This window comes from Nonomuraea sp. NPDC049695, from assembly GCF_040674955.1.
GTDB lineage: Bacteria > Actinomycetota > Actinomycetes > Streptosporangiales > Streptosporangiaceae > Nonomuraea > Nonomuraea helvata.
Genome location: NZ_JBFANV010000004.1, coordinates 135,577 through 161,975, shown reverse-complemented (window position 1 = coordinate 161,975; position 26,399 = coordinate 135,577). Strand labels below are relative to the sequence as shown.

The following is a 26,399-nucleotide window of genomic DNA, read 5'->3' as shown; positions in this document are numbered from 1 at the left end:
TCCTCAGTCCAGCTCCAGCGCCTTGCGCAGCCACGACTCCACGCCCGCCACGTGGACGGTGGCCCAGGAGCGGGCGACGTCGGCCTGGCGGGCGGCGATGGCCTCGTAGATCGCGGTGTGCTGCTCCCGCGTCTTCTCCATCGCGCCCTCCTGGGTGAGCCCGCGCCAGATCCGGGCCCGAGTGGTCGGACCTGACAGGCTCTCGATGAACGAGCAGAGCACGCTGTTGCCCGACCCCCGCGCGATCCGGTGGTGGAACTGGAGGTCGTTGGCCACCAGCTCCTCGACCGTGGGCTGGGCGGGCAGGGACTCGAGGACGACGCGCAGCTCCGCGATCTCCTCGTCGGTCATGAGCTCGGTCGCCATCGCCGTGGCGGCCGGCTCGAGGATGCGCCTGACCTCGAAGAACTGGATCACCGTGTCGTCGCGGTGCAGGTCGAGCACGAACGACATGGTGTCGAGGAGCAGGCGCGGCTCCAGGCTGGTGACGTACGTGCCGTCGCCCTGACGCACGTCGAGCACGTTGATCAGGGACAGCGCGCGCACGGCCTCACGCAGCGAGTTGCGCGACAGGCCGAGGCGCTCGGCGAGGTCGGCCTCCTTGGGCAGCCGGTCGCCTGGCGCCAGCTCGCCGGAGACGATCATCTCTTTGATCTTGTCGATGGCCGCGTCGGTGACCGCCACGCTTCGCTCCCTAGACATCGGATGTCTAGGAGTCTAGAGCCTGGAACCGGACCGGATCGACATCGGGGACCCGGCGAATCTGACCTCTTGCCTCCAGAGCGCGCAGGTGCGCCGCGGCCTCTCCGGCCGCCATGCCTCTCAGCATGGGGGACAGGTCGTCCCACGGCCTGTTCCACGTCATCATCGCGGCGACCTCCCAGATGGTCTGCGGTTCCGGCCGCTGGGCCAGGAGGGCGCGCAGCCGGACGAGCTTCTCCTCGTGATGGTGGCGGATCTCGGCGGCCCGCGCGGCCACATCAGGAAATATCCACTCATGCGCAGGAAGCGCGTCGAGGGGGCCCAGCTCGCCGACCCGGTCCAAGGAGTCCAGGAAATCACCCAATGGATCGACATCATCCCGGTCATACGGATAAATCCCGACGTGGGGGGTGATGTCGGGGAGGACGTGGTCGCCGGTGAACAGCCGGTCGGCATCCTCCAGATGCAGGCAGATGTGCCCGGGGGTGTGGCCGGGCGTGTGCACGGCCCGCAGCTTGCGCCCCGGCAGGTCCACCAGGTCACCGTCACGCAGCTCGCGATCGGGCAGGGCGGGCGGCATCGGCCGGCTCACCGCCTGGCGCACCTCGCCGGGGTCGGCGCCGGCCCGCCTGAGCATGTCGGACTGGAAGCTCTCGTGCTCGTCGACCGGATACGCGTGCATGAGCCTGACCAGCGCCGCGTCGTTCTCGTGCATGGCGATCCACGCCCCGGACCGCTCCTTGACCTGTCCTGCGAGCCCCGCGTGGTCGGGATGGAAATGGGTGACGACCACCCCGCTCACCGTGCCCACGTCGAGCCCGAGCGTCGCGAGGCCGCCGCTGAGCGCCTCCCAGGCGTCCGGATGGTTCCATCCGGCGTCGACCAGCACCGGCCCCTTGGGTGACTCGACGGCGTAGACGAGGGTGTAGCCGAGCGGGTTGCCCGGGATCGGCACCGGCACGCTCCACACCCCGCCGCCGAGGTCCTGCGGCCGCTGCTCGGAGTACGGCCTGCGTCTGCTCTTCATGGGCCCCATCTCGTAGTTCTAACCGACCCGCTCCAGGACGGTGGCAGTGGCGAGCGCACCGCCGGCGCACATCGTGACCAGGGCGGTGGCCGAGTCGGACCGCTCCAGCTCGTGCAGCGCCGTGGTGATCAGCCGCGCGCCCGTGGCGCCGACCGGATGCCCGAGCGCGATGGCGCCCCCGTTGACGTTGACGCGGTCGAAGTCGGGCTCGTGCACGCTCGCCCACGACAGTACGACCGACGCGAACGCCTCGTTCACCTCGAACCTGTCGATGTCGCTGATCGTCATCCCGGCCGCCGCCAGCACCTTGGCCGTCGCCTCCACCGGCCCGTCCAGGTGGTAGTGCGGCTCCGCGCCCACGAGCGCCTGCGCCAGGATCCGCGCCCTGGGCCGCAGCCCCTGCCTCGCGGCCGCCTCCTCGCTCATCACCAGCAGGGCCGCGGCGCCGTCGGAGATCTGCGACGAGGTGCCCGCGGTGTGCATCGCGCCCTCGGCGACGGGCTTGAGCCTGGCCAGCGTCTCCACCGTGGTCTCGCGTAATCCCTGGTCCCTGCGTACGTCCCCGACGGGCACGATCTCCCGCTCGAACCGCCCGTCGGCCCACGCCTTGGCCGCCAGCCGCTGTGAGCGTGCCCCGAACCAGTCGAGCCGCTCCCGCGTCAGCCCACGCCGCCGCGCGATCCGCTCGGCGGCGGTGAACTGGTCGGGCAGGTCGATGCTCCAGTCGTCCGGCTTGGCCCTGGCGGGCGCCACGTTGCTGCCGAGCGGCGCCCGGCTCATCACCTCGACGCCGCACCCGATGCCCGCCTCGATCACGCCCGAGCTCACCAGCGCCGCCGCGAGGTGCACCGCCTGCTGCGACGACCCGCACTGCGCGTCCACGGTCGTCACCCCGGCCTCGTACGGCAGCCCGGCATAGAGCCACGAGTATCGCCCGACGTGCCCGCCCTGCTCGCCCGCCTGCGTCACGCATCCGGCGAACACCTGGCCGACGGCCGCCGGATCGACGCCCGAGCGCTGGACGAGCCCGTTCAGGGCGATGGCCAGGACCTGTTGCGGCTTGAGCCCGGCCAGCCAGCCCGCCCGCTTGCCGATGGGAGTGCGAACGGCCTCGACGATCACAGGTGTGCCCACAGTCGCCTCCAGAACGACGCTCTGGCGCTGACTGTAACGCGTTCTACTTTGCTGCGGAACCCTCCAGCACCTCCGGCAGCCCGAACGTCTCGAACAGCTTCCTCTCGAAGAACATGACGCCGTGGCTGATCCGCTCCCCGCAGAGCGTCACCACCATGAGCGAGAACTGCCGGTAGACGCCGTCCTCGCGCAGATACATGGCGAAGGCCGGCTGGCCGTTGGCGGCGGTCGGCACCAGCTTGAGATCGCCTGGGCCCTTGGCGGGGCACTGCGTCTTCATGAGCTCCAGGATCGACTCCGGGCCCTGGTACCAGCCGACGAAAGGTGGCATCTCCCAGATCGCGTCCTTGGTGAACTGCTCCACCAGGCTCTCGAAGTCGTAGTTCTCGAACGCCGCCACGTAACGCTCGAGCTGGGCCCGCTGGTCGGATGACAGCGGCTCCATCGGGTCGTCGCGGCTCGGCTGCACCTGGTCGAGCTGGGCGCGGGCCCGCTGGAGGATGCTGTTGACGGCCGCGGTGGACGTCTCCAGCGCCTCGGCCACCTCGGCGGCCTTCCACCTGAGCACGTCGCGCAGGACCAGCACCGCGCGCTGCCGGGGCGGCAGGTGCTGCAGCGCGGCGATGAGAGCGAGCCTGATGCTCTCGCGCGAGGTCACGATCGAGGCGGGGTCGTCGCCGGCCGCGCCCGCCAGCGCGTCGGGCACGGGCTCCAGCCACGGCACCTCGCTGTCCTGCACCAGGGGAGCGGTCGCCTCGGTGCTGGGGGCGCCCAGACCGGTGGGGAGGGGCCGCCTCTTGCGACTGTCGAGCGCGGTGAGGCAGGCGCTGGTGGCGATGCGGTAGAGCCACGTGCGCAGCGAGGAGCGCCCCTCGAAGCCGTCGTAGGCCCGCCACGCGCGCAAGTACGTCTCCTGGACGAGGTCTTCCGCGTCGTGCACCGAGCCCATCATCCGATAGCAGTGCGCCAGCAGCTCGCGCCGCATCGGGTCAGCCTGTTGGAGGAACTCCTCGTTCGTCGGCTTGTCGGTCATACCCCTTGTATAGACGGCGCCACCGACAGACCCGATGACTTTCCGCCACCCGGCCGGTCTACAAAGGCGAACCTTTTACGGAGCCAAAGGAATGACCATGAAACAGGAACGTTCGCGCTGGGTGGCGCTGGCCGTCCTCTGCACCGGCATGCTGATGATCGTCCTCGACGTCACCGTGGTGAACGTGGCGCTGCCCGCCATCCAGAACGACCTCGGCTTCACCCAGTCCAGCCTCGCCTGGGTGGTGAACGCGTACCTGATCGCCTTCGGCGGCCTGCTGCTCCTTGCGGGCCGGCTGGGCGACCTGACCTCGCGCAGGGGCGTCTTCCTGGCCGGGCTGGCGGTGTTCGTGCTGGCCTCGCTGGTGTGCGGGCTGGCGGGCAGCCAGGAGGTGCTGATCGCCGCGCGGTTCGTGCAGGGCGTCGGCGGCGCGATGACCTCGGCCGTCATCCTGGGCGTGATCGTCACCATGTTCCCCGAGCCGCGCGAGCGCGCCAAGGCACTCGGCTTCTACAGCTTCGTCGCCTCCGCGGGCGGCTCGATCGGTCTGCTGGCCGGTGGCGTGCTGACGCAGAGCATCAACTGGCACTGGATCTTCTTCGTGAACCTCCCCATCGGGCTGGCCACCGGGGCGGCGGCCGTGCGGCTGCTGCCCAGGGACCGGGGCATCGGCCTCGGCCGGGGCGCCGACCTGCTGGGCGCCGTACTGATCACCGCCGCCCTGATGCTGGGCGTCTACACGATCGTCAAGCCCGCCGCCGAGCTGGGCTGGGGCGCGCCTCAGACGCTGACGCTCGGGGGCGGGGCCGTCCTGCTGCTCCTGCTGTTCGTGCTCCGCGAGGCCAAGGCCCGCGAACCGCTGATGCCGCTGATGCCGCTGCGGATCTTCCGCTCCGCGAACGTCTCCGGCGCGAACGCCATCCAGGCGCTGACCGTGGCCGGCATGTTCGGGATGTTCTTCCTGGGGACGCTGTACCTGCAGCGGGTCCTCGGGTGCGACTCGCTCACCACGGGCCTGGCGTTCCTGCCGCACAGCGTCCTGATGGGCCTGCTGTCGCTGCGGTACTCCGAGCGGCTGGTCACCCGGTTCGGCGCCAGGAACACCCTGCTGGGCGGGCTGGTGCTGATCGCCGCCGGGCTGGCGCTGTTCGCCCGGGTCCCGGTGGACGGGAGCTACCTGGTGGACGTGCTGCCCGCGACGCTGCTGCTCGGGGTGGGGATCAGCGGCGCGTTCCCGGCGCTGGCCGCGCTGGCCATGTCGGGCGCCACGCGGGACGACGCCGGGCTGGCCTCGGGCCTGGTGAACACGACCACGCAGGTGGGCGCGGCGATGGGGCTGGCCGTGCTGGCCACGCTGTCGGCCACCCGCACCGCCGGGCTCGCCGCCGAGGGCCGGCCCGAGGTGGAGGCGCTGACCGGCGGGTACCAGCTCGCGTTCCTGATCGGGACGGCCCTCGTCGCGGTCTCCTTCGTCATCGCGCTCACGGTGCTCAAGCCGGGACGCTCTGAGCCTGCTGAGGAGGCCCACGACGAGCTCCCGCTGCACGCGGGCCTCTGACCCCCAGAGGTCAGTGGGCGACAGTGAGAACGATCTTGCCGGTGGTGCGGTTCGTCTCGCCGAGCTCGTGGGCCTTGGCGGCCTCCGCCAGCGGAAGGGCGGCGGCGATCTCCACCCGCAGCCTGCCCGCCTCGACCAGGGCCGCGAGCGCCCGCATTGCGGCCTGGTCCGGCTCCACCAGCACGGCCTCCGAGCGGATGCCCAGCTCGGTGGCCCGCTCCTGGAAGCCGGGGTGGAGCTCCCTGAGCACGAGCGAGACGATCACGCCGTTCCGGCGCAAGGTGGGCAGCGAGCGCGGCCCGTAGTCGCCGCCGATGGTGTCGAGCACCACGTCCACGTCCCGCACGACCTCGGCGAAGTCCTCGTTCCGGTAGTCGACCAGCTCGTCGGCGCCCAGACCGCGCAGGAACTCGTGCTTGGCCGCGCTGGCCGTCCCGATCACGTACGCGCCGCGCGCCTTGGCGATCTGGACCGCCAGGTGTCCCACCCCGCCCGCGGCGGCGTGGATCAGCACGCGCTGCCCGCCCTTGAGCCCGGCCACGTCCACGAGCGCCTGGTACGCGGTCAGCCCCGCGAGCGGGATCCCGGCCGCCTGGACATGGTCGATGTTGGCGGGCTTGCGCACGAAGTGCCGGGACGGCGCGGTCACGTACTCGGCGAAGGCGCCGTGGGCGTCCGGATACTTCAGCATGCCGAACACCTCGTCGCCCGGCTTGTGGAGCGCCTGCCCCACGCCGGAGTCCTCGACCACGCCCGAGACGTCGTAGCCGAGCACGAACGGCAGCCTGTCCGCCAGGAAGCCGCCCGACTGGCGAGTCTTCCAGTCGGTCGGATTCAGCCCGGCCGCCTCCACCCGCACCAGCACCTCGGTCGGACCGGGGACCGGCTTGTCCACCTCAATCATCTTCAGCACGTCCGGGCCACCCAGAGTGTCCTGGCTGATCGCTTTCATCTTCATGGGGTCCAGCTTGCTGGCTCCGGGACCGGACTCGCGAGTGGCCCAAAGGCCATGATGTGTAAAGATTGGGCCATGCATCGCGTTGCCGTCCTCGCCATCGACGGGGTCATCCCGTTCGAGCTGAGCATTCCGTCCCGGATCTTCGGCGTCGCGCAGGGGACCGGCGGCGAGCCGCTCTATGAGGTGTTCACCTGCACGCCCGACGGCAGGCCTGTCGCCACGGCCGCCGACTACTCGGTCGCGGTGGAGCACGACGCGAGCGTGCTCGAGAGCGCCGACACGGTGGTGGTGCCCGCCGCGGAGTGGTTCGCCGGACTCACGGGCAAGGACTCGCTGCCCGCCGGGCTGGCCGAGGCGTTCGCCCGGATCCGTCCCGGCGCCCGGGTCGTGTCCATCTGCATCGGCACGTACGTGCTGGCGGCCGCCGGGCTGCTCGACGGCCGCCCGGCCACCACGCACTGGCGGCACGCCGAGCGGTTCGCCGCCGCGTTCCCGAAGGTGCGGGTGGACGCGGACGTGCTCTTCGTGGACGACGGCGACGTGCTCACCTCGGCGGGCGCGTCGGCCGGTGTGGACCTGTGCCTCCACCTCGTCCGCCGCGATCACGGCAGCCGGGTGGCCAACCAGGTCGCCAGGGTGTGCGTGGTGCCGCCGTGGCGGGACGGCGGCCAGGCACAGTACGTCGAGCACCCGGTGCCCGAGCCGTCCAGCGCCGGCACCGCCACCACCAGAGCCTGGGCCATGGAACGGCTGGGCACCCCGCTCCGGCTGGACGACCTGGCCGATCATGCGGGGATGAGCAGGCGCACCTTCACCCGGCACTTCCGGCAGGAGGTGGGCATGAGCCCGGGGCAGTGGCTGACCCAGCAGCGCATCGCTCTGGCCAGGCACCTGCTGGAGAGCAGCGACCTGCCGGTGGACCGCGTCGCCGACCGCGCGGGCTTCGGGACGGCGGCGTCACTGCGGCAACACCTGCAAGCGGCGGTGGGGGTGTCGCCTCACGCGTACCGCCGCACGTTCCACATGACGAACTAGGTGACCGGCTCACCGGACACCACGTAGGCGGCCCACTGCGCGCTCCGTAACGGCGGCCCGCCACTGAAGGGTCAGAGGCCGTTCCCCTGGAAGGCCCTCAGCCGGAGTGCGGCGGGTGGCTTGCCCGTGCGCAGCCGTACAAGATGATGGTTCTAAATGTCGGCGAGAAGTCGGGCGGCGGCGGTCTCGATGCGACGCTGGATCTGGTCATAAGTGCGGCGGCCGCGGAGCATCTCCAGCAGCTCCTGGACCCACACGCTGGCCAGGGAGCCCGCGAGGTCGAGCTGCTCCTCGGTCGCTTCCTCGAGGCTCAGGCCGCCGGCCGAGACGCGCAGCAGCAGCCCCGTCATGCGCTCGCCGAACGGCGTCTGCACCTCCGCCATGATCAGCGAGCGGATGAGCGCGTCGGCCAGCTCCGGCTCGCGCATCAGCCCGCGCGTGGCCCTCATCAGCACGTCCACCGCGCGGCTCGACGGCGTGGCGGCCCCGGGCGGTCTGCGCTCGATGCTGCTTTCCAGCAGGTCGATCTCCTCGCCCACCACCGCCACCACCAGGTCCATCTTGGACGGGAAGTAGCGGTAGAGCGTGCCGAGCGCGACGCCCGCGCGCTCGGCCACCGTGCGCATCTGCATGGCCTCGACCCCGCCCCGGGAGGCGAGCGCGGCCGCCGCCTGGACGATGCGCTTGCGGCGTTGGTGCTGGCTACGCGTACGGACGCTGTGCCCGCCCGTCGTGGGGTGGCTCTCCATGGTCCCCTCGGTGTCGCTGGAGGGCGCGGCGATCGTCGCCGGCGTGGTACGCATAAGAACACGTTATCTGATTTCTCGATATCGCGGCTTGTTACTCGCGGGTCACAAAGTGGCCGTATAGCCCCATGTCTTCGGCGTTACACGCATATGTCCCGACTTATCGGCATGGACGGGCACTGGACAGATATTAGAATCTGTTCTAGTTTGCGATTCGGCTGACCGAGCGCTTGGTGGAGGCCCTGGATGATCGCGGACACGCTGGCGGCCCTGCTTCTCGCACGGGCGGAGGACGATCGACCTGGGCTGATGTTCGAGGACATGACGTGGTCGTGGCGCGAGCACGTGACCGCCTGCCGTGCCTCCGGCGCCTGGCTGTCCCGGCGCGGCGCCCGGTCGCATGTCGGGGTGCTCAGCGAGAACGTTCCTGAGCTGGTGTTCCTGGTGGGCGGGGCGGCGCTGTCCGGGCACGTGGTCGTCGCGCTGAACCCGACACGTTCGGTCGAGGAGCTGATCCGCGATGCCCGCGCCACCGATGTGGACCTGCTCCTGGCCGACACCCCTTACCTGGCGACGGCCGGGCAGGTGGCCGAGGCGCTGAGGGTGGAGGCGCTGCCCCTGTCCGCCGTCGGGCTCGAGCCGCCCGCCACGCCGGAGGACGCGCCAGGGGACCTCGTGATGCTGATCTTCACCTCCGGCACCTCGGGCCGGCCCCGCGCCGTGCGGATCACCCAGCGCAAGCTCGCCCTGCCCGGGATGAGCCTGGGGTCGTGGCTCACGCCCTCCGACGTCGTGCACTGCTCGATGCCGCTGTTCCACTCCGGCGCGCTGATGGCCGCCTACGCCCCGGCCGTGGCGTCGGGGGCGGCGCTGGTGCTGCGGCGGCGGTTCTCGGCGTCAGGCCTGCTGCCGGACATCAGGCGGTACGGCTGCACGTACCTGCACTATGTCGGCAAAGCGCTCTCCTATGTCCTGGCCACCCCCGAACGCGCGGACGACGCCGACAACCCGCTGCGGATCGCGTTCGGGAACGAGGGCAGCGCGGTGGCGACCAGGAGGTTCGGGGAGCGGTTCGGGTGCCACGTGATCGACGCCTTCGGTTCCACGGAGACGGCCATCTCGCTCACCCCCGACCCGTCCGGTCCGCCCGGATGCCTCGGGAGGCTGCCGGAGGGCGTTCGGATCCTCGACCCTGTGACGGGGCGCCCCTGCCCGCCGGGCCGCATCGAGAACGGCCGCCTGCTCAACGCGGAGGAGGCCGTCGGCGAGCTGGTCAACGTCGCCGGGCTGGGGCTGTTCGACGGCTACTACAACGACCCCGAGGCCGACGCCGAGCGCATCAGGGACGGCGCTTTCTGGTCGGGCGACCTGGCGTACGCGGATGGGGACGGCTACGTGTTCTTCGCCGGGCGCGGCACCGAGCGCCTGCGCGTGGACGGCGAGAACCTGGCCGTCGCGCCCGTCGAGGCGGCGCTGAGGGAGTTCGCCGGGGTGGTCGAGGCGGCCGTCTATCCGGTGCCCGATCCGGCGGCCGGCGACCAGGTCATGGCGGCGCTCGTGCTGGAGGGCGGGTTCGACCCGGACGCGTTCACGGCGTTCCTGGCTTCGCGCCGCGACCTGGGTACCAAGTCTTTACCGCGATTTATCCGCCTTTCTGGGGATCTGCCCCAGACGCCCTCGCACAAGGTCCTCAAACGGGTCCTCGCCCGCGAGGCCTGGCGCACCGCCGACCCGGTCTGGTGGCGCACGGGTTCCGGGCTCCGGCCGCTGACCGACGCGGACGTCAAGGGCATCGAAGAGGAGTTCGTACGGCACGGCAGGCAACACCTCTTGGAGGCTTGAATGGACTTCAACCTGGACGAAACCCAGCAGGACCTGCGGAAGCTGGCGGCCGAGGTGCTGGCCAAGGAGGACGGCGAGCGGTTGCGGCAGGCCGGGCTCATGAGCGTGTGCGTGCCGGAGGAGGCAGGCGGAGCCGGGCTCGGGCCGGTCGAGATGGCCGTGGTGCTGCGCGAGGTGGGCGCGCGCGCGGCGCCGGTGCCCGTGCTGCCCACGCTGGTGAGCACCCTGACGCTGGCCCACTACGGCACCCTTGACCAGCAGCGTCGCTTGAGCGACGGGGCCACTGTCGCGCTTCGTGAGCCCGGGAGGGCGCCGGCCGAACCGCCCCTGACGACCGCCCGGCCCGTTGACGGCGGCTGGGCGTTGACCGGTCGCAAGGTCTCGGTGCCCTACCCCGGGGCCTGGGTGCTGGTCAGCGCGGACGAGGGCCTGTTCCTGGTCGAATCGCCACCCACCACCCCCGAGTACACCTCCACCGGCGAGCCCGCCGCCACGATCGTGCTGGACGGCACCCCGGCCGAGCGGGTCGCGGGCCCGGAGGCGGTCGCCGGAGCGAGGCGGCTGTTCATGGCGGCCGTGGCCGCCCAGGCCAGTGGCGTGCTGGCCGGCGCCCTGGAGCTCACCACGGGTTACGTCAGGACGAGGAAGCAGTTCGGCCGGGCGCTGGCCGAGTTCCAGGCCGTGACCATGCAGATCGCCGACGTCTACATCGCGGCCCGGGCCCTGGACGTGGCCATGTGGTCGGCCGCCTGGCGCCTGGGGGAGGTCCTGCCGGCCGACCAGGATCTGGCGCTGGCCGCGTATCACGTCTGTGAGGCGTTCAAGGCGCTCTACACCTGCCAGCACCTGCACGGCGGGATGGGGCTGGACGTGACGTATCCGCTGCACCGCTACTTCGCCCAGGCCAAGCACCTGTCCCACCTGCTCGGCGGCGCCGACGCCCAGCTCGACCTGATCGGAGCGCTCGTCTGATGCTGATCGACCTGACCCCCGCCCAGCGCTCCCTCCGGGACGAGCTCCGCGAGTACTTCCAGGGCTGTCTCACCGACGAGGACCGCAGGAAGATCGCGGAGGACCCGTTCGGCGGGGCGTACATGGAGCACTGCCGCCGCCTCGGCCGCGACGGCAAGCTGGGCATCGGCTGGCCCAAGGAGTACGGGGGAGGCGGCTACGGCCCCCTCGAGCAGCAGATCTTCGCCAACGAGATCGCCCGGGCGGGTGTCCCGTACCCGATCATCACGGTGCAGACCGTGGGGCCGACGCTCATGCAGTACGGCACGCAGGAGCAGAAGGACCTCTTCCTGCCGCGCATCCTCGCGGGCGAGTGCCACTTCGCCATCGGCTACAGCGAGCCCGAGGCCGGCACCGACCTGGCCTCCCTGCGTACGACGGCGGCGCTCGACGGCGACCACTACGTGGTCAACGGCCAGAAGGTCTTCACCAGCGGCGCGCACTACGCCCAGTACATCTGGCTTGCCGCCCGCACGAACCCCGAGGCCAAGAAGCACAAGGGCATCACCATGATGATCGCCTCCACGGACGACCCCGGCTTCTCGTGGACGCCGATCGTCACCATGGACGGCCGCCACCACACGAACGCCACCTACTACAGCGACGTACGCGTCCCCGTGAACATGGTGGTCGGCGAGGTGGACCGGGGCTGGGACCTGATCGTCAACCAGCTCAACCACGAACGCGTCACCCTCGGCCCGGCCGGCAACCTCGGCCAGACGTACGACCGCTTCCTCGCCTGGGCCCGCCGCACGGGGCTGGCGACGAACCCGGACGTACGGCGGGCGCTGGCCAGGGTGTGGGCGGCCTTCCGCACCAACGAACTGCTGAACTGGCAGGTCGCCGCGAACATGGACCTCGGCTGGCTGGGCGCCCCCGACGCCTCGGCCACCAAGATCTACGGCTCCGAACGCATGCAGGAGGTCGGCAGGCTCGTCGGCGACATCCTGTCCAGGTACGGGGACCCGTCCGACCCGGAGACGGCCGAGCTGCTCGAACGCGTGGACCACGGGGTGAAGGGGGCGGTGGTGCTGACGTTCGGCGGCGGGGTGAACGAGGTGCAGCGGGAGCTGATCGCCATGCTCGGCCTGAGCCTGCCGAGGCCGCCGCGATGACTCCTCCCATGAACGACCAGGAGCTGCACGAGCTGGCGGAGAAGCAGGCGGCGCTCGGGGAGATACGCGGGACCCCGGCACGCGACCCCGTGAACGCCCCCATGATCAGGCACTGGCTGGACGCCATGGGGGACGAGAACCCCGCGTACCTGAAGAAAGGGGTCGCGCCGCCCGCGATGTCCCAGGTGTGGACGATGCCGGGCGTGCGGCGGTCGGCCAAGGACCGTTCGCCGGTGGACGACATGATGGCCGCGCTCGACGCGAGCGGCTACACGGGCGTGGTGGCGACGAACTGCGAGCAGACCTATCACCGGTACGCGCGGATCGGGGAGCGGCTGACCCCGGCCACGCGGTTCACGGACCTGGCCGGGCCCAAGCGGACGGCTCTGGGGGTGGGGTTCTTCGCCACCTGGACGGTCACCTGGTACGGCGAGGACGACGAGCCGGTGGCCGAGATGCTGTTCCGGGTCCTGAAATTTCGCCCGCGCGTAAAGGAGAGCCCACCGGACAAGGAACGAACGCCTTATCCGCTCCAACCTGCCATCAACCAGGACACGGCCTTCTTCTGGGAAGGCGTGAAACAGGGCGAGCTGCGCATCCAGACCTGCGCCGACTGCGGCGAGCTCCGCCACCCGCCCGGCCCGCTCTGCCCCCGCTGCCGCTCGGTCAACCGTGGCCACCTGGTGGCGAGCGGGCGGGGAACCCTCTACAGCTATGTCGTCCACCACCATCCCCCGGTGCCGGGCAGGGAGACGCCGTTCGTGGTGGGCGTGGTGGAGCTGCCGGAAGGCGTACGGATCGTGGGAAACGTCGTTGACTGCCCGATCGAGGAGGTGGCGGTCGGCATGCCGTTGCGCGTGACGTACCGGCGGATGGACGACCAGCTCGTCCTCCCGATGTGGACGCCGGGGGAGGCGTGATGGAGATCGGAGCGGCGCTGCCGGAGCTGTCCATCGACCTCACGCCCACCGTGGTCGTCTCCACGGCCCTGGCCACCATGGACTTCACGCCGGTCCACCACGACGTCGAGATGGCCCGCGCCCAGGGCTCGAAGGACATCTTCCTCAACATTCTGACCACGATGGGGCTGGTCGAGCGGTACGTCACCGACTGGGCGGGTCCGGAGGCCGTGATCGAGTGCATCGCGGTGAAGCTGGGCGTACCGGCGTACGCGGGGGACCGCCTGTGCTTCAACGGGACGGTCGTGTCACGCGAGGACGGCCGGCTCACGGTCGAGGTACGCGGCAAGGTCAGCCTGGGAGACCACGCCACGGGGACGGTCACCCTGATGGAGGAGGGCGAGCGTCGTTGAGCGGACGTACGTTGCCGAACGGGGATGCGCCGCTGAGCGGGCGGGCCGCGATAGCGGGCATCGGCGCCACCGAGTTCAGCAAGCAGTCGGGGCGTTCCGAGCTGCGGCTCGCCGCGGAGGCCGTGCTGTCGGCGCTGGACGACGCGGGCCTGTCACCCGGCGACGTGGACGGCATGGCGACCTACACCCAGGACTCCAACCAGGAGATCGCCGTGGCGAGGGAGACGGGGATCGGGGACCTGACGTTCTTCTCGCGGGTCGAGTACGGCGGCGGCGCGGCGTGCGGAACCGTGGCACACGCGGCCATGGCCGTGGCGACGGGAATGGCGCGGACGGTCGTGTGCTACCGCGCCTTCAACGAACGTTCGGGCCGCCGCTTCGGCCAGCCCAACAGCCGCCTGACCGGCGAGCCCACCTCCCAGGGCTTGGAGATGAGCTGGCACGTGCCGTTCGGCCTGATGACGCCCGCGGCGTGGGTGGCGATGTTCGCCCGCCGCTACATGCACGCGTACGGAGCGACCTCGGAGGACTTCGGCCGGGTGGCGGTGGCCATGCGCAGGCACGCGGCCACCAACCCGGCCGCCTGGTTCTACCAGCGCCCCATCACGCTGGAGGAGCACCAGGCGTCCAGGTGGATCGTGGAGCCGCTGCACCTGCTCGACTGCTGCCAGGAGAGCGACGGCGCGGTGGCCCTGGTCGTCACGTCGGCCGAACGAGCCCGCGACCTCCGCAGATCCCCCGCCGTGATCACGGCCGCGGCCCAGGGCTCGGGCACCGGCCAGATGATGATGACCAGCTATTACCGCGACGACATGACCGGCCTCCCTGAAATGTCGCTGGTCGGCCAGCAACTCTGGAACATGTCCGGCTTATCGCCCAAAGACATTCAAACAGCCATCCTGTACGACCACTTCACCCCGTTCGTCCTGGCCCAACTCGAGGAGCTCGGCTTCTGCGACCGAGGGGAGGCCCCGGCCTTCCTCAGGACCGGAAGCATAGAACTGGACGGCCGCCTGCCGGTCAACCCGCACGGGGGTCAATTGGGTGAGGCCTACATTCACGGCATGAACGGCATCGCGGAAGCGGTACGCCAGATCAGAGGAACAGCGGCCAACCAGCTCACGGACGTGCGGAACGTACTGGTCACGGCGGGAACAGGCGTCCCGACAAGCGGCCTCATCCTCTCAGCCGAGTAACCACGGAGTAGGTGGGCCGGCACTCGGCCACCCGTTGCCCATCTGGGTGGCCGGCCTGCTGGACCCCGCCCCGAGCAGGCCTCGCTTCCACTCGTCCCGGGCCGCGCCTGTCGGCGCGCAAAGGTCTTCGCCAGGGGGCGCCTCGCGCACGGGGGCTCAGGCGCTCTTATTGGGCGCCTCACGGCGCACGCGCCTTCGGCGCTATCGCCCGCCCGTTACCCGGTTACCGGGTTGGCCTGCTGGAGCCCACCCGAAAACCTCGCTCGCTGCGCTCGCTGGGAGGCCACCCATTGCCTTGCTACCAAAAGAGTGCGGCACAGCAATGGGACGGATACCCGCAGCAATTTCAGCCTTCGTGCCTGTCTACCGGGCTTGGCCTGATAGCAGTGCCGCCCAGAGCGTTCGAGCTTCAACGATTGAGCACTGGTGGGTCTCGTGAACCACGTCCCCGGCTTCGGCCTGCAAGATGCGGCGGATATGGGTCTGACCGCCGCCCTCGCACAGCTCGTAGAACACGGCCCGGCATGTACACGTCCACGCCACGACGCGGACGCGATCCAAGGCACCGCATGATTCCAGCCACGTGAGCCGGACGTGATCACGTTGGGCCATGGGTACGTGCGGGCTCAGGCAACCTTCGCCAGCCGTCATGACACGCCTACTGCCCCGATGCTTGGCACTCGCCGGAGTTCGGCATACCGAGCAGCGATCCTGCGGGCAGCTCGCTCCGGCTCGAACACGGAATGATGTGCGTACAGCCATCGGCCCGTCCTGGAGCGTCGCCCCGTCCACCACCGGTACCAGAAGCCGTCGGTCCACACCACGAGCCCGGTCCACACCGACAGCAGCGCGAGGCCGCGCCCTTCGTGGACGTCGGCGGAGATCTCCATGCGCGCCAAGGTTCTGCGGAGTTCGTCGGCGGTTTCCAGCGCCGACAGAGGTCGTATGAGGTCGAGGGCAACTGGTTGACGCGGCTCGGGGCAGCAGGCGCACCGATTCCACGGGTTTCTCTGTTCGTGCCGCATGTGGCGTTCCTCCTGTTGGGGGACGTGGCCTCAGGTCACGCCACGCAGGAGGAACCGTAGGTGCGGGTCAACGGGGAAGCCCGCATGGTGGTGAAGGTCAAGAAGCCGCACAAAAGTGCGGGTCAGACGATGCCGGCTCGGTGGGCCAGTCCGCGAAGCTGCGGGGTGCTGGCACGGTGCTCCCTCTTGAGCAGTTGGGTCAGCAGCTCTCGGGGACGGCCGCCGTAGCGGACGAGTTCGGGCGAGAGCCGTTCGGCTTCGAGGAGCATGTTGACCGACGCGGCGTCCTTGTGCTGCAGGGCGTAGGCGCGGGCGAGGTCCAGGTGCACCTGGGCGCGGCGTCCGACCAGGCCGTCAGAGAGCTGTGCCAGGTTGAGGGCTTCGCCCCTGCCGATCGCTTGGCGGGTGTCGCCGAACTCGACGGCCGCCGAGACCTCATGAATGGTCACGTTGGTGGTGCCGAAGGCGGTCCAGAAGTCGTTGCGGTCTTCGCCGAGGGTGTCGGCGATCTGCCGGGCCTGCGCGAGGAAGGTGCGCACTGCGGCCTGGTCGTACGCGGCAGCGGCGGCGGTGACAGCGACCAGGTAGAGCGCGCCGACGATGGGCAGAGTGCGCAGAGTGGGGCGCCTGGTGGCGCGCTGCAGCGCGTCGGCCGTCTGGAGAACCAGGTGCAGCGCGCGTTCCGTCTCACGGAGCCGTACCAGGACGTAGCCGAGCCGGTAGGCGCTTACAGCGGCGAGGAGCGGCCCGTCCGCTTCTTGCGCGGCGGCAAGCGAGCGGTCGGCGGCCACCCAGGCGAGTTCCGCCTCTCCCACACGGCGCAGGGTCGTGGTAGCCGAGTGGTAAGTCAGCGAACGAAGGGTCTGGTACGCCCGGCGCTGGCCGACGGGAGCATGGCGACTGCCCAGTTCGGTGGCCACGATCAAGCGAGGCAACCGCCTGCCCACCTCGTCGTAGTGGGTGGCCTGGTAGAGCCGGTTCACGCGGCGGATCTCGTGCCGCAGCCACACGACGCTCTCGGGGGTGCCATGGGCGTGCTGGGGATCGATCAGGGAGGAGAGGCCGTCGTAGCCCATCATCGCCTGCCGGATGGCCGATGCTGCCTGGTAGCGCGTCATCGCGTTCGTCTTCTTCATGGTGAGTTCGTCCACGGGCAGGCCGAGGATGTCAGCGAGGGCGTTGATCACGGTGTGGTTGTCCACGACACGTTGCCCGCGCTCCACCTGGCTCAGCCAACTTTCGGAACGGCCGACGAGACCGGACAGGACCGCCTGGGACAGTCCACGTCGACGGCGTGCCCGAGCGATCCGCTGGCCGATCTCCCTGCGGGCGTCCATGCCATCACCCCTGTGTCAGTCGTCCCCCGACAACGGCGTGTAGCTCCTGCATGATGCGTTCCCAGGATGGCATGCGGGACTGCGGCGGAGCGGCGGGATCGAACAGGACCCGCACGCCCATCTCCCGAAGTGTGTCCAGGCTCCGCTGGAACGCGAGGTGCCGGGCGAGCGCGTCCTTCAGCAGCGGTACGGCCAAGATCGGGACGCCGAACCCCATCACCTCGCACAGCAGTCCGACGGCGAAGGTGTCGGCGATACCGTTCGCCCACTTGTTGATCGTGTTGAACGTGGCCGGAGCGACGATCACGGCATCGGCGGGAGGGAGACCCTTGGGGTCCTGCGGCATGCGGTACGTGCTGCGGACCAGGTCATCGGTCAGGCGCTCCAGCTCTGCGACATTGAGGAAGCGTTCACCCATCGGTGTGGTGACCACGTGCACCCGCCACCCCGCTGCCTGGGCAAGGGACACCAGGTGCTGTACATCGCTGGCGGCAGGTGCGGCGCACGCGATCACGTAGAGAACGCCGCGCGTGCCCTCGTGGGGTTCCATGCCCCAAGATGCTAGTGAGGAGCTGGTGTCCGTCCAGGGCGACCGCTGACGAGCAGGGAAGTGCCTCGGTAGTAGTGGCGAGCTGCGTGACAATCGCCCGGATCAGCTCGGATGTTCGTGGATAGCGCCGGACCATTGTCGCAGGGGACGATAGCGGAAATCCTTCGAGACCAACGCCTCTGATCAGAATTGCTGACCTGAGCACATGCTGACCGAGTGGCTATGAGTCTCCACTGGTCATTGAGCGAATGAGCGCGCAACCGGCAGACGGGGTAACGACTTAGGGAGCGGTCAGTACGAGAAACGGGATAGTCGCCCTGATAGGGAGTTCCAGTTCGAGGTCCGCCTGGTGTACCCGATGAAGCCTGTATTCGGAGGCTACGGCATCGAGATGGAACTCCTTCACCTCGATGATCTCGTACTTCTCGTCGAGCAGGATAAGCAGGTAGAGCGGGATGCCGGCGGCGGCATACTGCGTGCGTTTGTCAGTGAGGTCTTCACGGACGGTCCCAGGTGAGGAGACCTCGACGACGGCCAGCGTCTGGGACGCGTCCGGCTTCTGACCAGGGTCGTCCAAACACTTGTAGACCACCACGTCCGGACGTCGGAAGGTGAACTTGGGAACCCGCCAGAGCACCACGTCGATGTCGGTCTCAACACTCAGACACGGCCCGCTGTTTGGACGAGCGGCTTCCAGTGAGCTAGCGAGACGACGGGCTATGCGGTTGTGCTGCGGAGCGGGTGACTCGCACTTGATCACATGCCCGTGGACTACCTCGATGCTCCTGGCGATGTCTTCTGGCAACGTTCGATACTCTGCTTCGCTCATGGCTTCGGGAAGTGACTCGTACCAGGAAGGGGTTGCCACGCCGGTCTCCCTCACTTAGGGCTGACATCGAAGATCGGCTAACTTGAAGACATGGAGCGGGTACGGGAATCGACCGCGCTGTCAGCTTGGAACCGCACCGATCACGGTCACCGTACCACTGGGAGCCTGAACAGCGGCGACATCGCCCGGGAGTGAGTGGCTCCTCGATGTGGATGACGATCAGCCTGAGGAATATCGCAGATAGTCCTGCTCTCAGAGCGCGTGCGTGAGCACATCCGCCGTGGGTTCTTGGAGTTGTACAGTCTCCGTTTCACGAACGGGATCAGTGATGATCTTGAATGCCTAAGTATCAATCTCACGCGCAGCAAGGATCTGCCGCCACGGCCTCCCTTGGGCTACAGGTTCGCCGGCCAGAGCCTGCTGCGCACGGACGTGCATCTGACGGCGCCCCTCGGGATCCTTTGCGGTGTCGCATGCGGAAATCCACCAGCGGTGCACAAAGGTGTTAAGTACTCCATCAGCACGCCAGCGGCGCCTTGCCGCCATCTTGCGCAGCTTGCGCAAGGAGAAAGGCATGTCCCGAGAGGCGGTCGCAGAACGGTTGGGATGTTCCCCGCCGACGATCACACGCATGGAAGCCGCCCAGACCAGTGCTCGCATCGCCGACGTGACCGTGATGCTGGAGATCTACGAGGTGCCGGAGCACACGAAGGAGGTGCTTCTCCAGTTGGCCCGCGATGCACGGAAACGCGGCTGGTGGGACAAGATGTCCGACACCATTCCCGAATATTTCCAGAGCTACGTGGGTCTCGAAGAGGACGCATCGTCCATCTCCGGCTATGAGAGCGAGTACGTCCCCGGCCTCTTCCAGACGGAGGAGTACGCGCGCGCCGTCATGAGCGCCGAGCCGACCTTGCCCTCGGAAGAGCAGCTGACCCGCAGCATCTCCATCCGTATGAAGCGGCAAGAACGTTTGGCATCTGCCCAGCGACCCGAGACGTGGATGGTGCTGAACGAAGCGGTCATTCGGCGAAGCGTGGGAGGCGAGAGCGTCATGCGCCGTCAACTACAGCATCTCCACGAACTGTCGTTGCAGAACTCCATCAACATCCAGATACTCGGCTTCGACAGCGGAGCGCATCCGGCTATGAACGGCGGGTTCAGCATCCTCAAGTTCCCTGAGCTGTCGGACCCGGATCTTGTGTACCTTGAGTATTGGAGGGGCAGTATCTACCTAGAAGCCCCAGATGACGTAGATGCCTACAATCGGCTATTCGATCACCTTCGCGCACGAGCAATAGGACCCGATCAGACTCGGCGCTTGATCGAGCAGGCGGCAGGAGGAATGCGGTGAACCACGGAAAAGATGAAGATCTCGCGCAGCAGGGGCATATAACCTGGCGTAAGTCAAGCTTTTCCAACGGGACGGGTGGAAATTGTGTCGAAGTAGCGCTAGTGGGCGAAAGTCATGATGATGTCGAATATCGCACGATTGGCGCCGAACACAAGGCTGGCCTCGGGCCTCTGATCGTGATACGCGACTCCAAGAACCCGGACGGCCCCATGTTGTACTTCACTCGTAGCGAGTTTGCGGCCTTCCGTCATGGCATTATGGCGGGTGAGTTCGAGGATCTTGGATAAGCCCTTTTATTGCCCGTACGACCGGCAACTTGAATCTGATCGGCATATATCCAATTCCGGCGGAACGTCGCCTCTCATCGGTGCTCGACCTCTCACGCGCGTTGCGCTATCACCGGCTTCGTCCACGTCGTGCGCGCCGCGAAGACCCGAGAGCGCTGACCAAGCCCTGGATGACGGCCCCAGCGCTGACTTGGCTGGCTGGTCATGCCCGCCGCGGTCGCGGTACTCATGACCCGGGGTGTGCTGCGGGATCAGGAAAGAGATCGGGGCCAGGCCAAGATCCAGTCCTGACTGTACGGTCGGCCTGCCGTGCCTCTCCCCACCACGGGAATCGGGAATATCGTGTCGCCAGGGCAGCCAACGCCCCAAAGTCACGGGCCTGAGGGTCGTCGTTGTTGACGACAGCACGCATCAACCCGCCGATATGAGTTGGGTGCGGCTCTCTTGCAGGGACCGGCTAGCGGGAAGGTTGTGGATCAGGTCGCAGTGGTGTTTGCCGCCTTGTACCCTGTCGGGCGGCTGGATGATCAGGGAGCTTGGACGGTGCGTGGTGACGGAACTGACGGCATATGAGGCCGGCTGGCACAAGGTCTGCAGCAACCTGGACAACCATCCCCGGATCAAGATCCTTCACGCCTCGCAGGGTGAGCTCGACACGGATTTCACCGATGTCGCCGACTCGTGGGCGGCTCTCGTGGGCGAGCAGGAGGTCAAGGCGCCTGCCGCGCTGGAGCAGTGTGCTTTGCGCTTTCGGGAGCTGTGGCGCCAGTGGATGGGTGAAGGGCCGTATGTCAACGGTGAGTTCTACCTCACCCACCTCGCGCGGGCGGGCAGCCCAGGGCGGGGGGAGGAGTGGATTGAGTCGTGGACGGGCAAGGAGCTTTTCCGGTCGTCGCAGCTGCGCGTTATCGATTGCCACCCCATGACGGGTACGGGTCACTATGCCGCACTGCGGCTGCTTCCAGGTATGGGCGAACCCGAAATCTGGTGGGTGGCCGAGCCTTACTATGGCGCCTGGAAGATGGATGTTGGTTACCGTGAGTACCTGGAGATGCTTCAGCTGACCAAGGGCGCCTTCTCCTGGCAGTTCTTGTTCACCCGGGCGCCGCTGGGTAATCAAGAGTTCGAGCGCGTGCGCGATCGAATTGAGAACATGCTCGACGCATTGCCGGTCCTGTTCCCCGAGCACGACTACAAGCCGCTCACAGAACGCTTCCCCGCACGTCTTCGAGACAGGTGTAGCTAGATCTCACTGACCTGGGCGATCAAGTGGTGAGTCCATATTCCTCACTCGATCAGCCGCCGCGCCAACTCCTCCTGCAACGACCCCAACGCCACCACCGCCTCGCACGCCTGCACCCACGGTAGAAGCCAGCCCCGCGATCAAACAGTCCAGGCACGAACACCCAGCTCAACCGGTCCCTACAAGAGAGCCACACCCATATGAGTTAGAGGTCATATCGGCTTTGGTCCCGCTGGTATGAAGAAGCCATCCCGCTGGCCGAAGCCCGCTACGCCGACTATCGGGCAGCCTATGGCCATTCGATGCTGACGAGATAGACCTCGCGCTGCCGGTCCAGGACCACATAGGTGGCGAGACCACGTTCTCCGAACGCGTGCGTAAGCATGTTCGCCCTGGGGTTCTTGGAGTTGTACGGAGCTCCGCTCCAAGGAGCGGTCTCCAGAAGCGCGCGAAGTGCTCCGCGAGCGGACGCAACGCGTGATCGGGTAGTGCGGCGATCTGTTCCTCGGCTACGGGGTCGATGATGAGCTTGAACACCTAGATATCGATCCCACGAGCAGCAAGGGTCTCCCGCCACGGCCTTCCTTGGGCTACAGGTTCGCCGGCCAGAGCCTGCTGAGCGCGGACGTGCATCTGACGGCGCCCCTCGGGGTCTTTGGCGGTGTCACATGCGGAAATCCACCAGCGGTGCACAAAAGTGTTCAGTGCTCCGAGATCCAGGCTCACCCTGACCTCATCGAGCACAGCCTTCAGCCCGGCGTCAAAAGCTTCGCGATCTTCCAGGACGACCAGCGCGGCACGGATGGCCCGTAGGTTCTTCTCAGGCAGAGGCGCGCCGACGGAGATGAAGTTCTGCGGTTGTGGGGTCATGCCAGTTCCCTTCCCTGTCCCTAGAGACTGCAGAGGGAGGGTGATGAAGGGCAGGAGTTGCCCGGCCCCAGCTTAAAGCCATGCCGGTGACCGCCCCGGCGGACCTGCGGGAGCAGCTGAGCCGGGCGGGTCGCGGCCGCGGGGCAGCACCATGGCCGCCTGCCTGCGGCTGCGCCTGGGTGGCGGGGCGGACGCGGTCATCGTCTCGATCAAGGCGGCGCTGCGCAGCTTGGCCCGCTGCCATCGGCGCCGACAAGGCGCATCAAGGTGCCGAGGGCACGAGCAAGGCTGGCCGCCTCTGCAAGGCCATCGCCGTTCTTCAGGACCACCGCGTATCAAGCCGCCTGAGGGATGAGAACGGTTGCCTGACGTAGCTCCTCGGCCCGTTCAGGTCAGCGTGCAGGGCGTGTTGCACGCCGGGCAGTAAGCCCGTTTGGCGTTCGAGGTGACCTTGATGTCGCACCGTGCGCAGTGCCCGTCTTCCCACAGCCCCTGCTCGGGTCCAACGACCGTAGCTGAATCCCGTCCTGGTGGAGCCAGGTAGTGGTCTGTGGCTCATTGTGCCGAGCAGGCGTTCTTGGTCGCGCGGTGGAACATAGGGTGGCACGGTCGCGAATACTTGGCATGGGATCCGAGACGTTCTACGCCACTGCGGCACAGGTTCTACCGACGTTGATGATCGCGCTGGTGATCGAATTCGGGGCGATCTTCAGGATTGCCAAGGAAGCGACGAAGCACTTCGGCGAGGAGGTTGGCGGCGGTTCCGAGCCGCAGTGGACGGATGCAGATCTGGTGACAGGCTTGAAGATTGCCTTGGGGGCTGCGGCGGTTTTCCTTATCGGTGAGGTTTTGGCTCTGTTGGCCCTTGGCTTCCGCTGGTTCAATGTGTGGACGTTCTCCCTGGTCGGGATTTGCCTACTAGTTCTGATCATCACCGTTGTCTGGATCCCTCTCATTCGCCTTCTGGAAGAGACATTGCGGTAGGCGGCTCCCACTTGCTGCTTGCGCCGCTGGTCGAGGACGTGTGGCGCGCCCGTTGCCGGAGAGTGCCCGGTTCGCGGTCGAGGTGAATTGCTGCTCCGCTACCAGGCGCTTCAGATGCGTATCGCCGGGCTCAGTAACGCTGTGATCGCTCAGCGGCATGGCTGCTCCTCACCGCAGCTCGTCTCCAAGGACGTCACGAACGCGCTGAAATTTTGAAGGATCAAGATCGGAGCGAGCTTCGCAGGAGGGACTGACGATTTCCCGATCGTTGCTCTGATGGGTTGTTGAGCTGCGGCGTTACAGGAAATGCCGGACCGCTTCGGCTGGTTGGGGAGGGCGGGTTGCTCAGGATGCGGTCCGGGTCTCGTAGGCGGCCCTGCTGGCCTCGATGTCGGCGATGTGCTCGATGGCCCAGCCGGCAAGGGCCAGCGCGGGCGGAATGAGACTCCGTCCAGTGGGGGTCAGCGCGTACTCGACCCTCGGCGGAACCTCCGCGTACGCCGTCCGGGAGACCAGGCCGTCGCGCTCCAGGTTCCGGAGCGTCAGTGTCAGCATCCGCTGGGAGATCCCGGGGATCTGCCGGTGCAGATCGGTGAAGCGCAGCCGCTGCTGGTCAAGGGTCGCCACGACCAGCAGGGTCCACTTGTCGCAGATCCGGTCGAGGATCGTGCGGATCGTCCGGCCGCCGTCTCCGCGGATCATGCAGGTGTGCTCGTACTGCGACATGACAGCCCCTTGTGCCTAACGAACACGCATATGCCTTTTGTAAGGCTCTCAATAGTGACGCATCATGGGGCAACTTACGAACGGTAACCATTTGCCGCGGAGCCCATATGAACCTCGCTTACTGGATCATTGCCGCCCTTCTGGCGGTGTTCTACCTCTACGCCGGAGGCAAGAAGGCCGTACAGAGTCAGGAACAGCTCCAGCCCATGATGGGCTGGGTCGACCGCGTTCCCATGCCGCTCGTCCGGCTCATCGGCGTGCTGGAACTCCTCGGTGCCGCCGGCCTCATCCTGCCGCCGCTCAGCGGAATCGCGCCATGGCTCGCCATCGCCGCGGCGATCGGGCTCGTCCTGATCCAGGTCGGCGGTATCGCGCTCCACCTCTCCCGCGGCGAGGCCCGGCTGATCGGGCTCAACATCGCTCTCCTGGCCGCCGCGGCCGCGACCGCCTGGCTGGGCACCACCTGGCTCTGACCCGGCCCGCCCGCCTCCCCGCCACCAGGGGCGGACGGCCGGAGGATGAGATGGGTGACGCCCTTGTCCAGGAGGGAGCGCAGATCGGCGGCGCATCGCGAGGGTGGCCGACGACCTGACCGCCCGTACGGGGGACGAACGCTTCGAGCGCGGGATCAGGCTCATGCCGGCGGGACTCGCCGCCGGGCTGACGACGTCTCTTACGGATGCCCGAACATGGGCATCGAGAAGAAGACGATCATCGCTATCGCCACGCAGATCAGGAACCCGACGGCCTCCCAGGCCCAGTCGAAGTGCCGGTCCCTGCGGCGCCGTACCTTCTCGGGCCGGGCCCGGTACTCCGGCCGCTTCTTGGGCGTCGGGCGGGCGCGGACCGGGCGCGGGGCCAGGAGGGAGGACTCCACGGCGGATGGCGCGGGGGATGGCGCGGGGGTGCTCTGGGGAGCGGGAGCCTTCTGGCCCGAGAGGCGGGCGGCCGAGGGGCTCTCCCGCGAGGTGCGGGCCTTCGAGGGCTTCGGGTGGGAAGCGGTGGGAGCCGGCGCGGGTTCCTTGCGCAGGATCGGGGGCTCTTCGCGCGGGAGCGCGGGTTCCTCGTCGTGCGCAGGCAGCCGGTAGATCGGCTCAGCCGGCCTGGCCGGGGCAGCAGGCGCGGCCGGCTCGGGGCGTCTGGAGGACTTCGTGCGGGGGCGGAACAGCGGGGCCGCGTCGCGGCTGGGCTCGTCGGCCTGCGGCGGGTGCGGGAGCGGGCGGGCCGGGCCCTTGTGGACCAGGACGTCTCTGGGGGCGAGGATGTCGCCGTCACCCGCGAACGGCTTGGGAAGGTCCGCTGCGAACGGCTTCGGGAGGTTGCCGGGTAAGAGCACGTCGCCGGTCGCGAAGGGCTCAGGGGCGTCCTTGGGTAAGATCACGTCGCCGGTGGCGAACGGCTCGAGGCCGCCCGCGGGCTCGGGCGGGGCCAGGAAGAACGGGCGCTCGTCAGGCGGCACGGAGGTCCCGGCCTGCCGGCTCCCGGTCACGTACGGCCGCGCGCCGTCCACGGCTCCCAGGGGGTCCCGGAGCGGGGGCAGAGAGCCCAACGGGTCCCTGAGGGGAAAGTACTCGGTGGAGGCCAGCGGATCCCTGCGGGGCAGGGACGAGTCCGCGGACTCACGGAGCTTGGGCATGGGGGCCGTGGTGGCGTCGTGTGCGGGGGTCCGCGAGTCCGATGGCGGCGTCAGGAGCTCGGCGGGGAAGATGACCGTGCTGGTCGCCGGGTCCCCGTCGGCCAAGGGCTGGGGCCAGTTCGGCGGGCTGGGCCAGCGGGGCTTCACGAACAGCGGGCCGGGGGCGGCCGTACGGGAGCCGACGAAATGGAAGCGGAGCGCGCCCGGGGGCTGGGGCCAGGGGAGGCGGCCGAGGACGTCGCGGAGCGGGGCGACGCTCAGCGCGCCGTACACGTCGGCCACCGGCTTGGGGACGCGGGCGCCGATCGAGGCGAGCGCCGCCCCCAGGGCCTGCCTGAAGTGGTGGTCGGCTCCCACCGCCAGCTCCTCGGCGGTGTCCGGCGCGACGTCCAGCACCCACGCCAGCTCCGCCATGCTCAGCCCGCACACCGCGCGCAGCACCAGCACCTCGCGCTGGTGCGGGCGCAGCTCGCGCACGACGCGCTCGACGAGCGCGGTGGCCGGGTCGATCAGCGGGTCGACGGCGGCCGGCACGTAGACGATGTCCCGCCGGTGGATCTCGCGGCGGGCGAACGCGTAGAGAGAGGCGCGGGGCGGCTCCTCGAGGGACGGGAACCCGGCGACGCTGGAGAACAGGGACACCAGGACGTCGGACGCAGAGCCGAGGTCGCCGAGCTGGTCGGCGCAGTACGCGAACAGCCCGGCGGCATGACGGTCGTAGAGCTCTGCGATCAACTCGGCGCGTTGACGCTGATCGGTGAGCGGCTGGGACACGGGGCCGGATCCTCTTGTTGCTTTGTGGGGACGCTGCGGGTGAGGGAGCTGATGGCTTGTGCGGAAGCTGAGGGTGAGGAAGAAGTTCGTGGAGGTAATCATGCAACAGACCATG

Annotated in this window: 25 protein-coding genes; 13 read left to right on the top strand and 12 right to left on the bottom strand. The window is 68.4% G+C overall.

Going from position 1 to position 26,399, the window contains the following annotated elements; all coding sequences use genetic code 11:
• Nucleotides 1-3: 3 nt before the first annotated feature.
• The 4 genes from AB0J64_RS05580 to AB0J64_RS05565 are packed head-to-tail and all read right to left on the bottom strand — an operon-like array spanning nt 4 to nt 3,896.
• Nucleotides 4-684: a FadR/GntR family transcriptional regulator gene (locus AB0J64_RS05580; RefSeq protein WP_364021115.1), complete on the bottom strand. Its 681-nt coding sequence runs from the start codon at nt 682-684 to the stop codon at nt 4-6.
• Between the two features lie 25 nt (nt 685-709).
• Nucleotides 710-1,729, bottom strand: coding sequence for an MBL fold metallo-hydrolase (locus tag AB0J64_RS05575; protein WP_364021112.1), 1,020 nt, complete (start codon nt 1,727-1,729; stop codon nt 710-712).
• 18 nt (nt 1,730-1,747) lie between these two features.
• The gene (locus AB0J64_RS05570) at nt 1,748-2,863 is read right to left on the bottom strand and encodes a steroid 3-ketoacyl-CoA thiolase (protein ID WP_364021109.1); all 1,116 of its coding nucleotides are present in this window, start codon (nt 2,861-2,863) and stop codon (nt 1,748-1,750) included.
• Nucleotides 2,864-2,906: 43 nt separating this feature from the next.
• A complete protein-coding gene (locus tag AB0J64_RS05565) occupies nt 2,907-3,896 on the bottom strand; it encodes a sigma-70 family RNA polymerase sigma factor (protein ID WP_364021106.1) in 990 nt (329 codons plus the stop codon).
• 97 nt (nt 3,897-3,993) lie between these two features.
• Between AB0J64_RS05565 and AB0J64_RS05560 the strand changes: the two genes are divergently transcribed.
• Entirely contained in the window at nt 3,994-5,454 is a 1,461-nt protein-coding gene (locus AB0J64_RS05560) for an MFS transporter (RefSeq protein ID WP_364021103.1), read from the top strand.
• 10 nt (nt 5,455-5,464) lie between these two features.
• Here the strand turns inward: AB0J64_RS05560 and AB0J64_RS05555 are convergent, their stop codons facing one another.
• Complete coding sequence (locus tag AB0J64_RS05555) at nt 5,465-6,406, bottom strand: NADP-dependent oxidoreductase (protein ID WP_364021406.1); 942 nt, start codon at nt 6,404-6,406, stop codon at nt 5,465-5,467.
• A 78-nt stretch (nt 6,407-6,484) separates the two neighbouring features.
• Between AB0J64_RS05555 and AB0J64_RS05550 the strand changes: the two genes are divergently transcribed.
• Complete coding sequence (locus AB0J64_RS05550) at nt 6,485-7,447, top strand: helix-turn-helix domain-containing protein (protein WP_364021100.1); 963 nt, start codon at nt 6,485-6,487, stop codon at nt 7,445-7,447.
• Between the two features lie 152 nt (nt 7,448-7,599).
• On the opposite strand, the gene AB0J64_RS05545 is transcribed toward AB0J64_RS05550, so the two are convergent.
• Nucleotides 7,600-8,196 carry a TetR family transcriptional regulator gene (locus AB0J64_RS05545; RefSeq protein ID WP_364021403.1) on the bottom strand — a complete coding sequence of 199 codons (597 nt, stop codon included), beginning with the start codon at nt 8,194-8,196 and terminating at the stop codon, nt 7,600-7,602.
• A 243-nt stretch (nt 8,197-8,439) separates the two neighbouring features.
• On the opposite strand from AB0J64_RS05545, the gene AB0J64_RS05540 reads away from it, so the two are divergent.
• Genes AB0J64_RS05540 through AB0J64_RS05515 form a run of 6 tightly spaced genes read left to right on the top strand, consistent with a single transcriptional unit; the run spans nt 8,440 to nt 14,669 of the window.
• Nucleotides 8,440-10,035 (top strand): AMP-binding protein, encoded by a 1,596-nt coding sequence (locus tag AB0J64_RS05540; protein ID WP_364021097.1) that lies wholly within the window; start codon nt 8,440-8,442, stop codon nt 10,033-10,035.
• The gene (locus tag AB0J64_RS05535) at nt 10,036-11,007 is read left to right on the top strand and encodes an acyl-CoA dehydrogenase family protein (RefSeq protein WP_364021094.1); all 972 of its coding nucleotides are present in this window, start codon (nt 10,036-10,038) and stop codon (nt 11,005-11,007) included. It begins immediately after the preceding gene.
• Nucleotides 11,007-12,161, top strand: a complete 1,155-nt coding sequence (locus AB0J64_RS05530; protein WP_364021092.1) for an acyl-CoA dehydrogenase family protein — start codon at nt 11,007-11,009, stop codon at nt 12,159-12,161. Before AB0J64_RS05535 ends, AB0J64_RS05530 begins: the two co-directional genes overlap by 1 nt.
• Before the next feature lie 8 nt (nt 12,162-12,169).
• Nucleotides 12,170-13,081: a bifunctional MaoC family dehydratase N-terminal/OB-fold nucleic acid binding domain-containing protein gene (locus AB0J64_RS05525; protein WP_364021089.1), complete on the top strand. Its 912-nt coding sequence runs from the start codon at nt 12,170-12,172 to the stop codon at nt 13,079-13,081.
• Nucleotides 13,081-13,473, top strand: coding sequence for a MaoC family dehydratase (locus tag AB0J64_RS05520; RefSeq protein ID WP_364021086.1), 393 nt, complete (start codon nt 13,081-13,083; stop codon nt 13,471-13,473). Before AB0J64_RS05525 ends, AB0J64_RS05520 begins: the two co-directional genes overlap by 1 nt.
• A complete protein-coding gene (locus AB0J64_RS05515; RefSeq protein WP_364021083.1) occupies nt 13,470-14,669 on the top strand; it encodes a lipid-transfer protein in 1,200 nt (399 codons plus the stop codon). Before AB0J64_RS05520 ends, AB0J64_RS05515 begins: the two co-directional genes overlap by 4 nt.
• 1,147 nt (nt 14,670-15,816) lie before the next feature.
• Here AB0J64_RS05515 and AB0J64_RS05510 read toward each other — a convergent pair.
• The 3 genes from AB0J64_RS05510 to AB0J64_RS05500 all read right to left on the bottom strand — a co-directional run bounded on the left by AB0J64_RS05510 (nt 15,817) and on the right by AB0J64_RS05500 (nt 18,449).
• Nucleotides 15,817-17,031: a helix-turn-helix transcriptional regulator gene (locus tag AB0J64_RS05510; protein WP_364021080.1), complete on the bottom strand. Its 1,215-nt coding sequence runs from the start codon at nt 17,029-17,031 to the stop codon at nt 15,817-15,819.
• Nucleotides 17,032-17,035: 4 nt separating this feature from the next.
• Nucleotides 17,036-17,581, bottom strand: a complete 546-nt coding sequence (locus AB0J64_RS05505; protein WP_364021077.1) for a flavoprotein — start codon at nt 17,579-17,581, stop codon at nt 17,036-17,038.
• Nucleotides 17,582-17,861: 280 nt separating this feature from the next.
• The gene (locus tag AB0J64_RS05500; RefSeq protein WP_364021074.1) at nt 17,862-18,449 is read right to left on the bottom strand and encodes a Uma2 family endonuclease; all 588 of its coding nucleotides are present in this window, start codon (nt 18,447-18,449) and stop codon (nt 17,862-17,864) included.
• Between the two features lie 427 nt (nt 18,450-18,876).
• Here AB0J64_RS05500 and AB0J64_RS05495 point away from each other — a divergent pair, with 427 nt between their 5' ends.
• The 3 genes from AB0J64_RS05495 (at nt 18,877) to AB0J64_RS05485 (ending at nt 21,297) form a co-directional block, all read left to right on the top strand.
• Nucleotides 18,877-19,764, top strand: coding sequence for a helix-turn-helix transcriptional regulator (locus AB0J64_RS05495; RefSeq protein ID WP_364021071.1), 888 nt, complete (start codon nt 18,877-18,879; stop codon nt 19,762-19,764).
• Complete coding sequence (locus AB0J64_RS05490; protein WP_364021068.1) at nt 19,761-20,051, top strand: DUF397 domain-containing protein; 291 nt, start codon at nt 19,761-19,763, stop codon at nt 20,049-20,051. The genes AB0J64_RS05495 and AB0J64_RS05490 overlap by 4 nt, the downstream gene beginning before the upstream one ends.
• Before the next feature lie 547 nt (nt 20,052-20,598).
• Nucleotides 20,599-21,297, top strand: coding sequence for a hypothetical protein (locus AB0J64_RS05485; RefSeq protein WP_364021065.1), 699 nt, complete (start codon nt 20,599-20,601; stop codon nt 21,295-21,297).
• 534 nt (nt 21,298-21,831) lie between these two features.
• Here AB0J64_RS05485 and AB0J64_RS05480 read toward each other — a convergent pair.
• Nucleotides 21,832-22,164, bottom strand: coding sequence for a DUF6247 family protein (locus AB0J64_RS05480; RefSeq protein WP_364021063.1), 333 nt, complete (start codon nt 22,162-22,164; stop codon nt 21,832-21,834).
• A gap of 624 nt (nt 22,165-22,788) precedes the next feature.
• Here AB0J64_RS05480 and AB0J64_RS05475 point away from each other — a divergent pair.
• Nucleotides 22,789-23,148 (top strand): hypothetical protein, encoded by a 360-nt coding sequence (locus AB0J64_RS05475; protein ID WP_364021060.1) that lies wholly within the window; start codon nt 22,789-22,791, stop codon nt 23,146-23,148.
• 345 nt (nt 23,149-23,493) lie between these two features.
• Here the strand turns inward: AB0J64_RS05475 and AB0J64_RS05470 are convergent, their stop codons facing one another.
• Nucleotides 23,494-23,874 carry a helix-turn-helix domain-containing protein gene (locus AB0J64_RS05470; protein ID WP_364021057.1) on the bottom strand — a complete coding sequence of 127 codons (381 nt, stop codon included), beginning with the start codon at nt 23,872-23,874 and terminating at the stop codon, nt 23,494-23,496.
• A gap of 107 nt (nt 23,875-23,981) precedes the next feature.
• Between AB0J64_RS05470 and AB0J64_RS05465 the strand changes: the two genes are divergently transcribed.
• Nucleotides 23,982-24,347, top strand: a complete 366-nt coding sequence (locus AB0J64_RS05465) for a DoxX family protein (RefSeq protein WP_364021055.1) — start codon at nt 23,982-23,984, stop codon at nt 24,345-24,347.
• A 200-nt stretch (nt 24,348-24,547) separates the two neighbouring features.
• Here AB0J64_RS05465 and AB0J64_RS05460 read toward each other — a convergent pair whose 3' ends face one another.
• Nucleotides 24,548-26,284 (bottom strand): hypothetical protein, encoded by a 1,737-nt coding sequence (locus AB0J64_RS05460; protein WP_364021052.1) that lies wholly within the window; start codon nt 26,282-26,284, stop codon nt 24,548-24,550.
• Between the last annotated feature and the right edge of the window lie 115 nt (nt 26,285-26,399).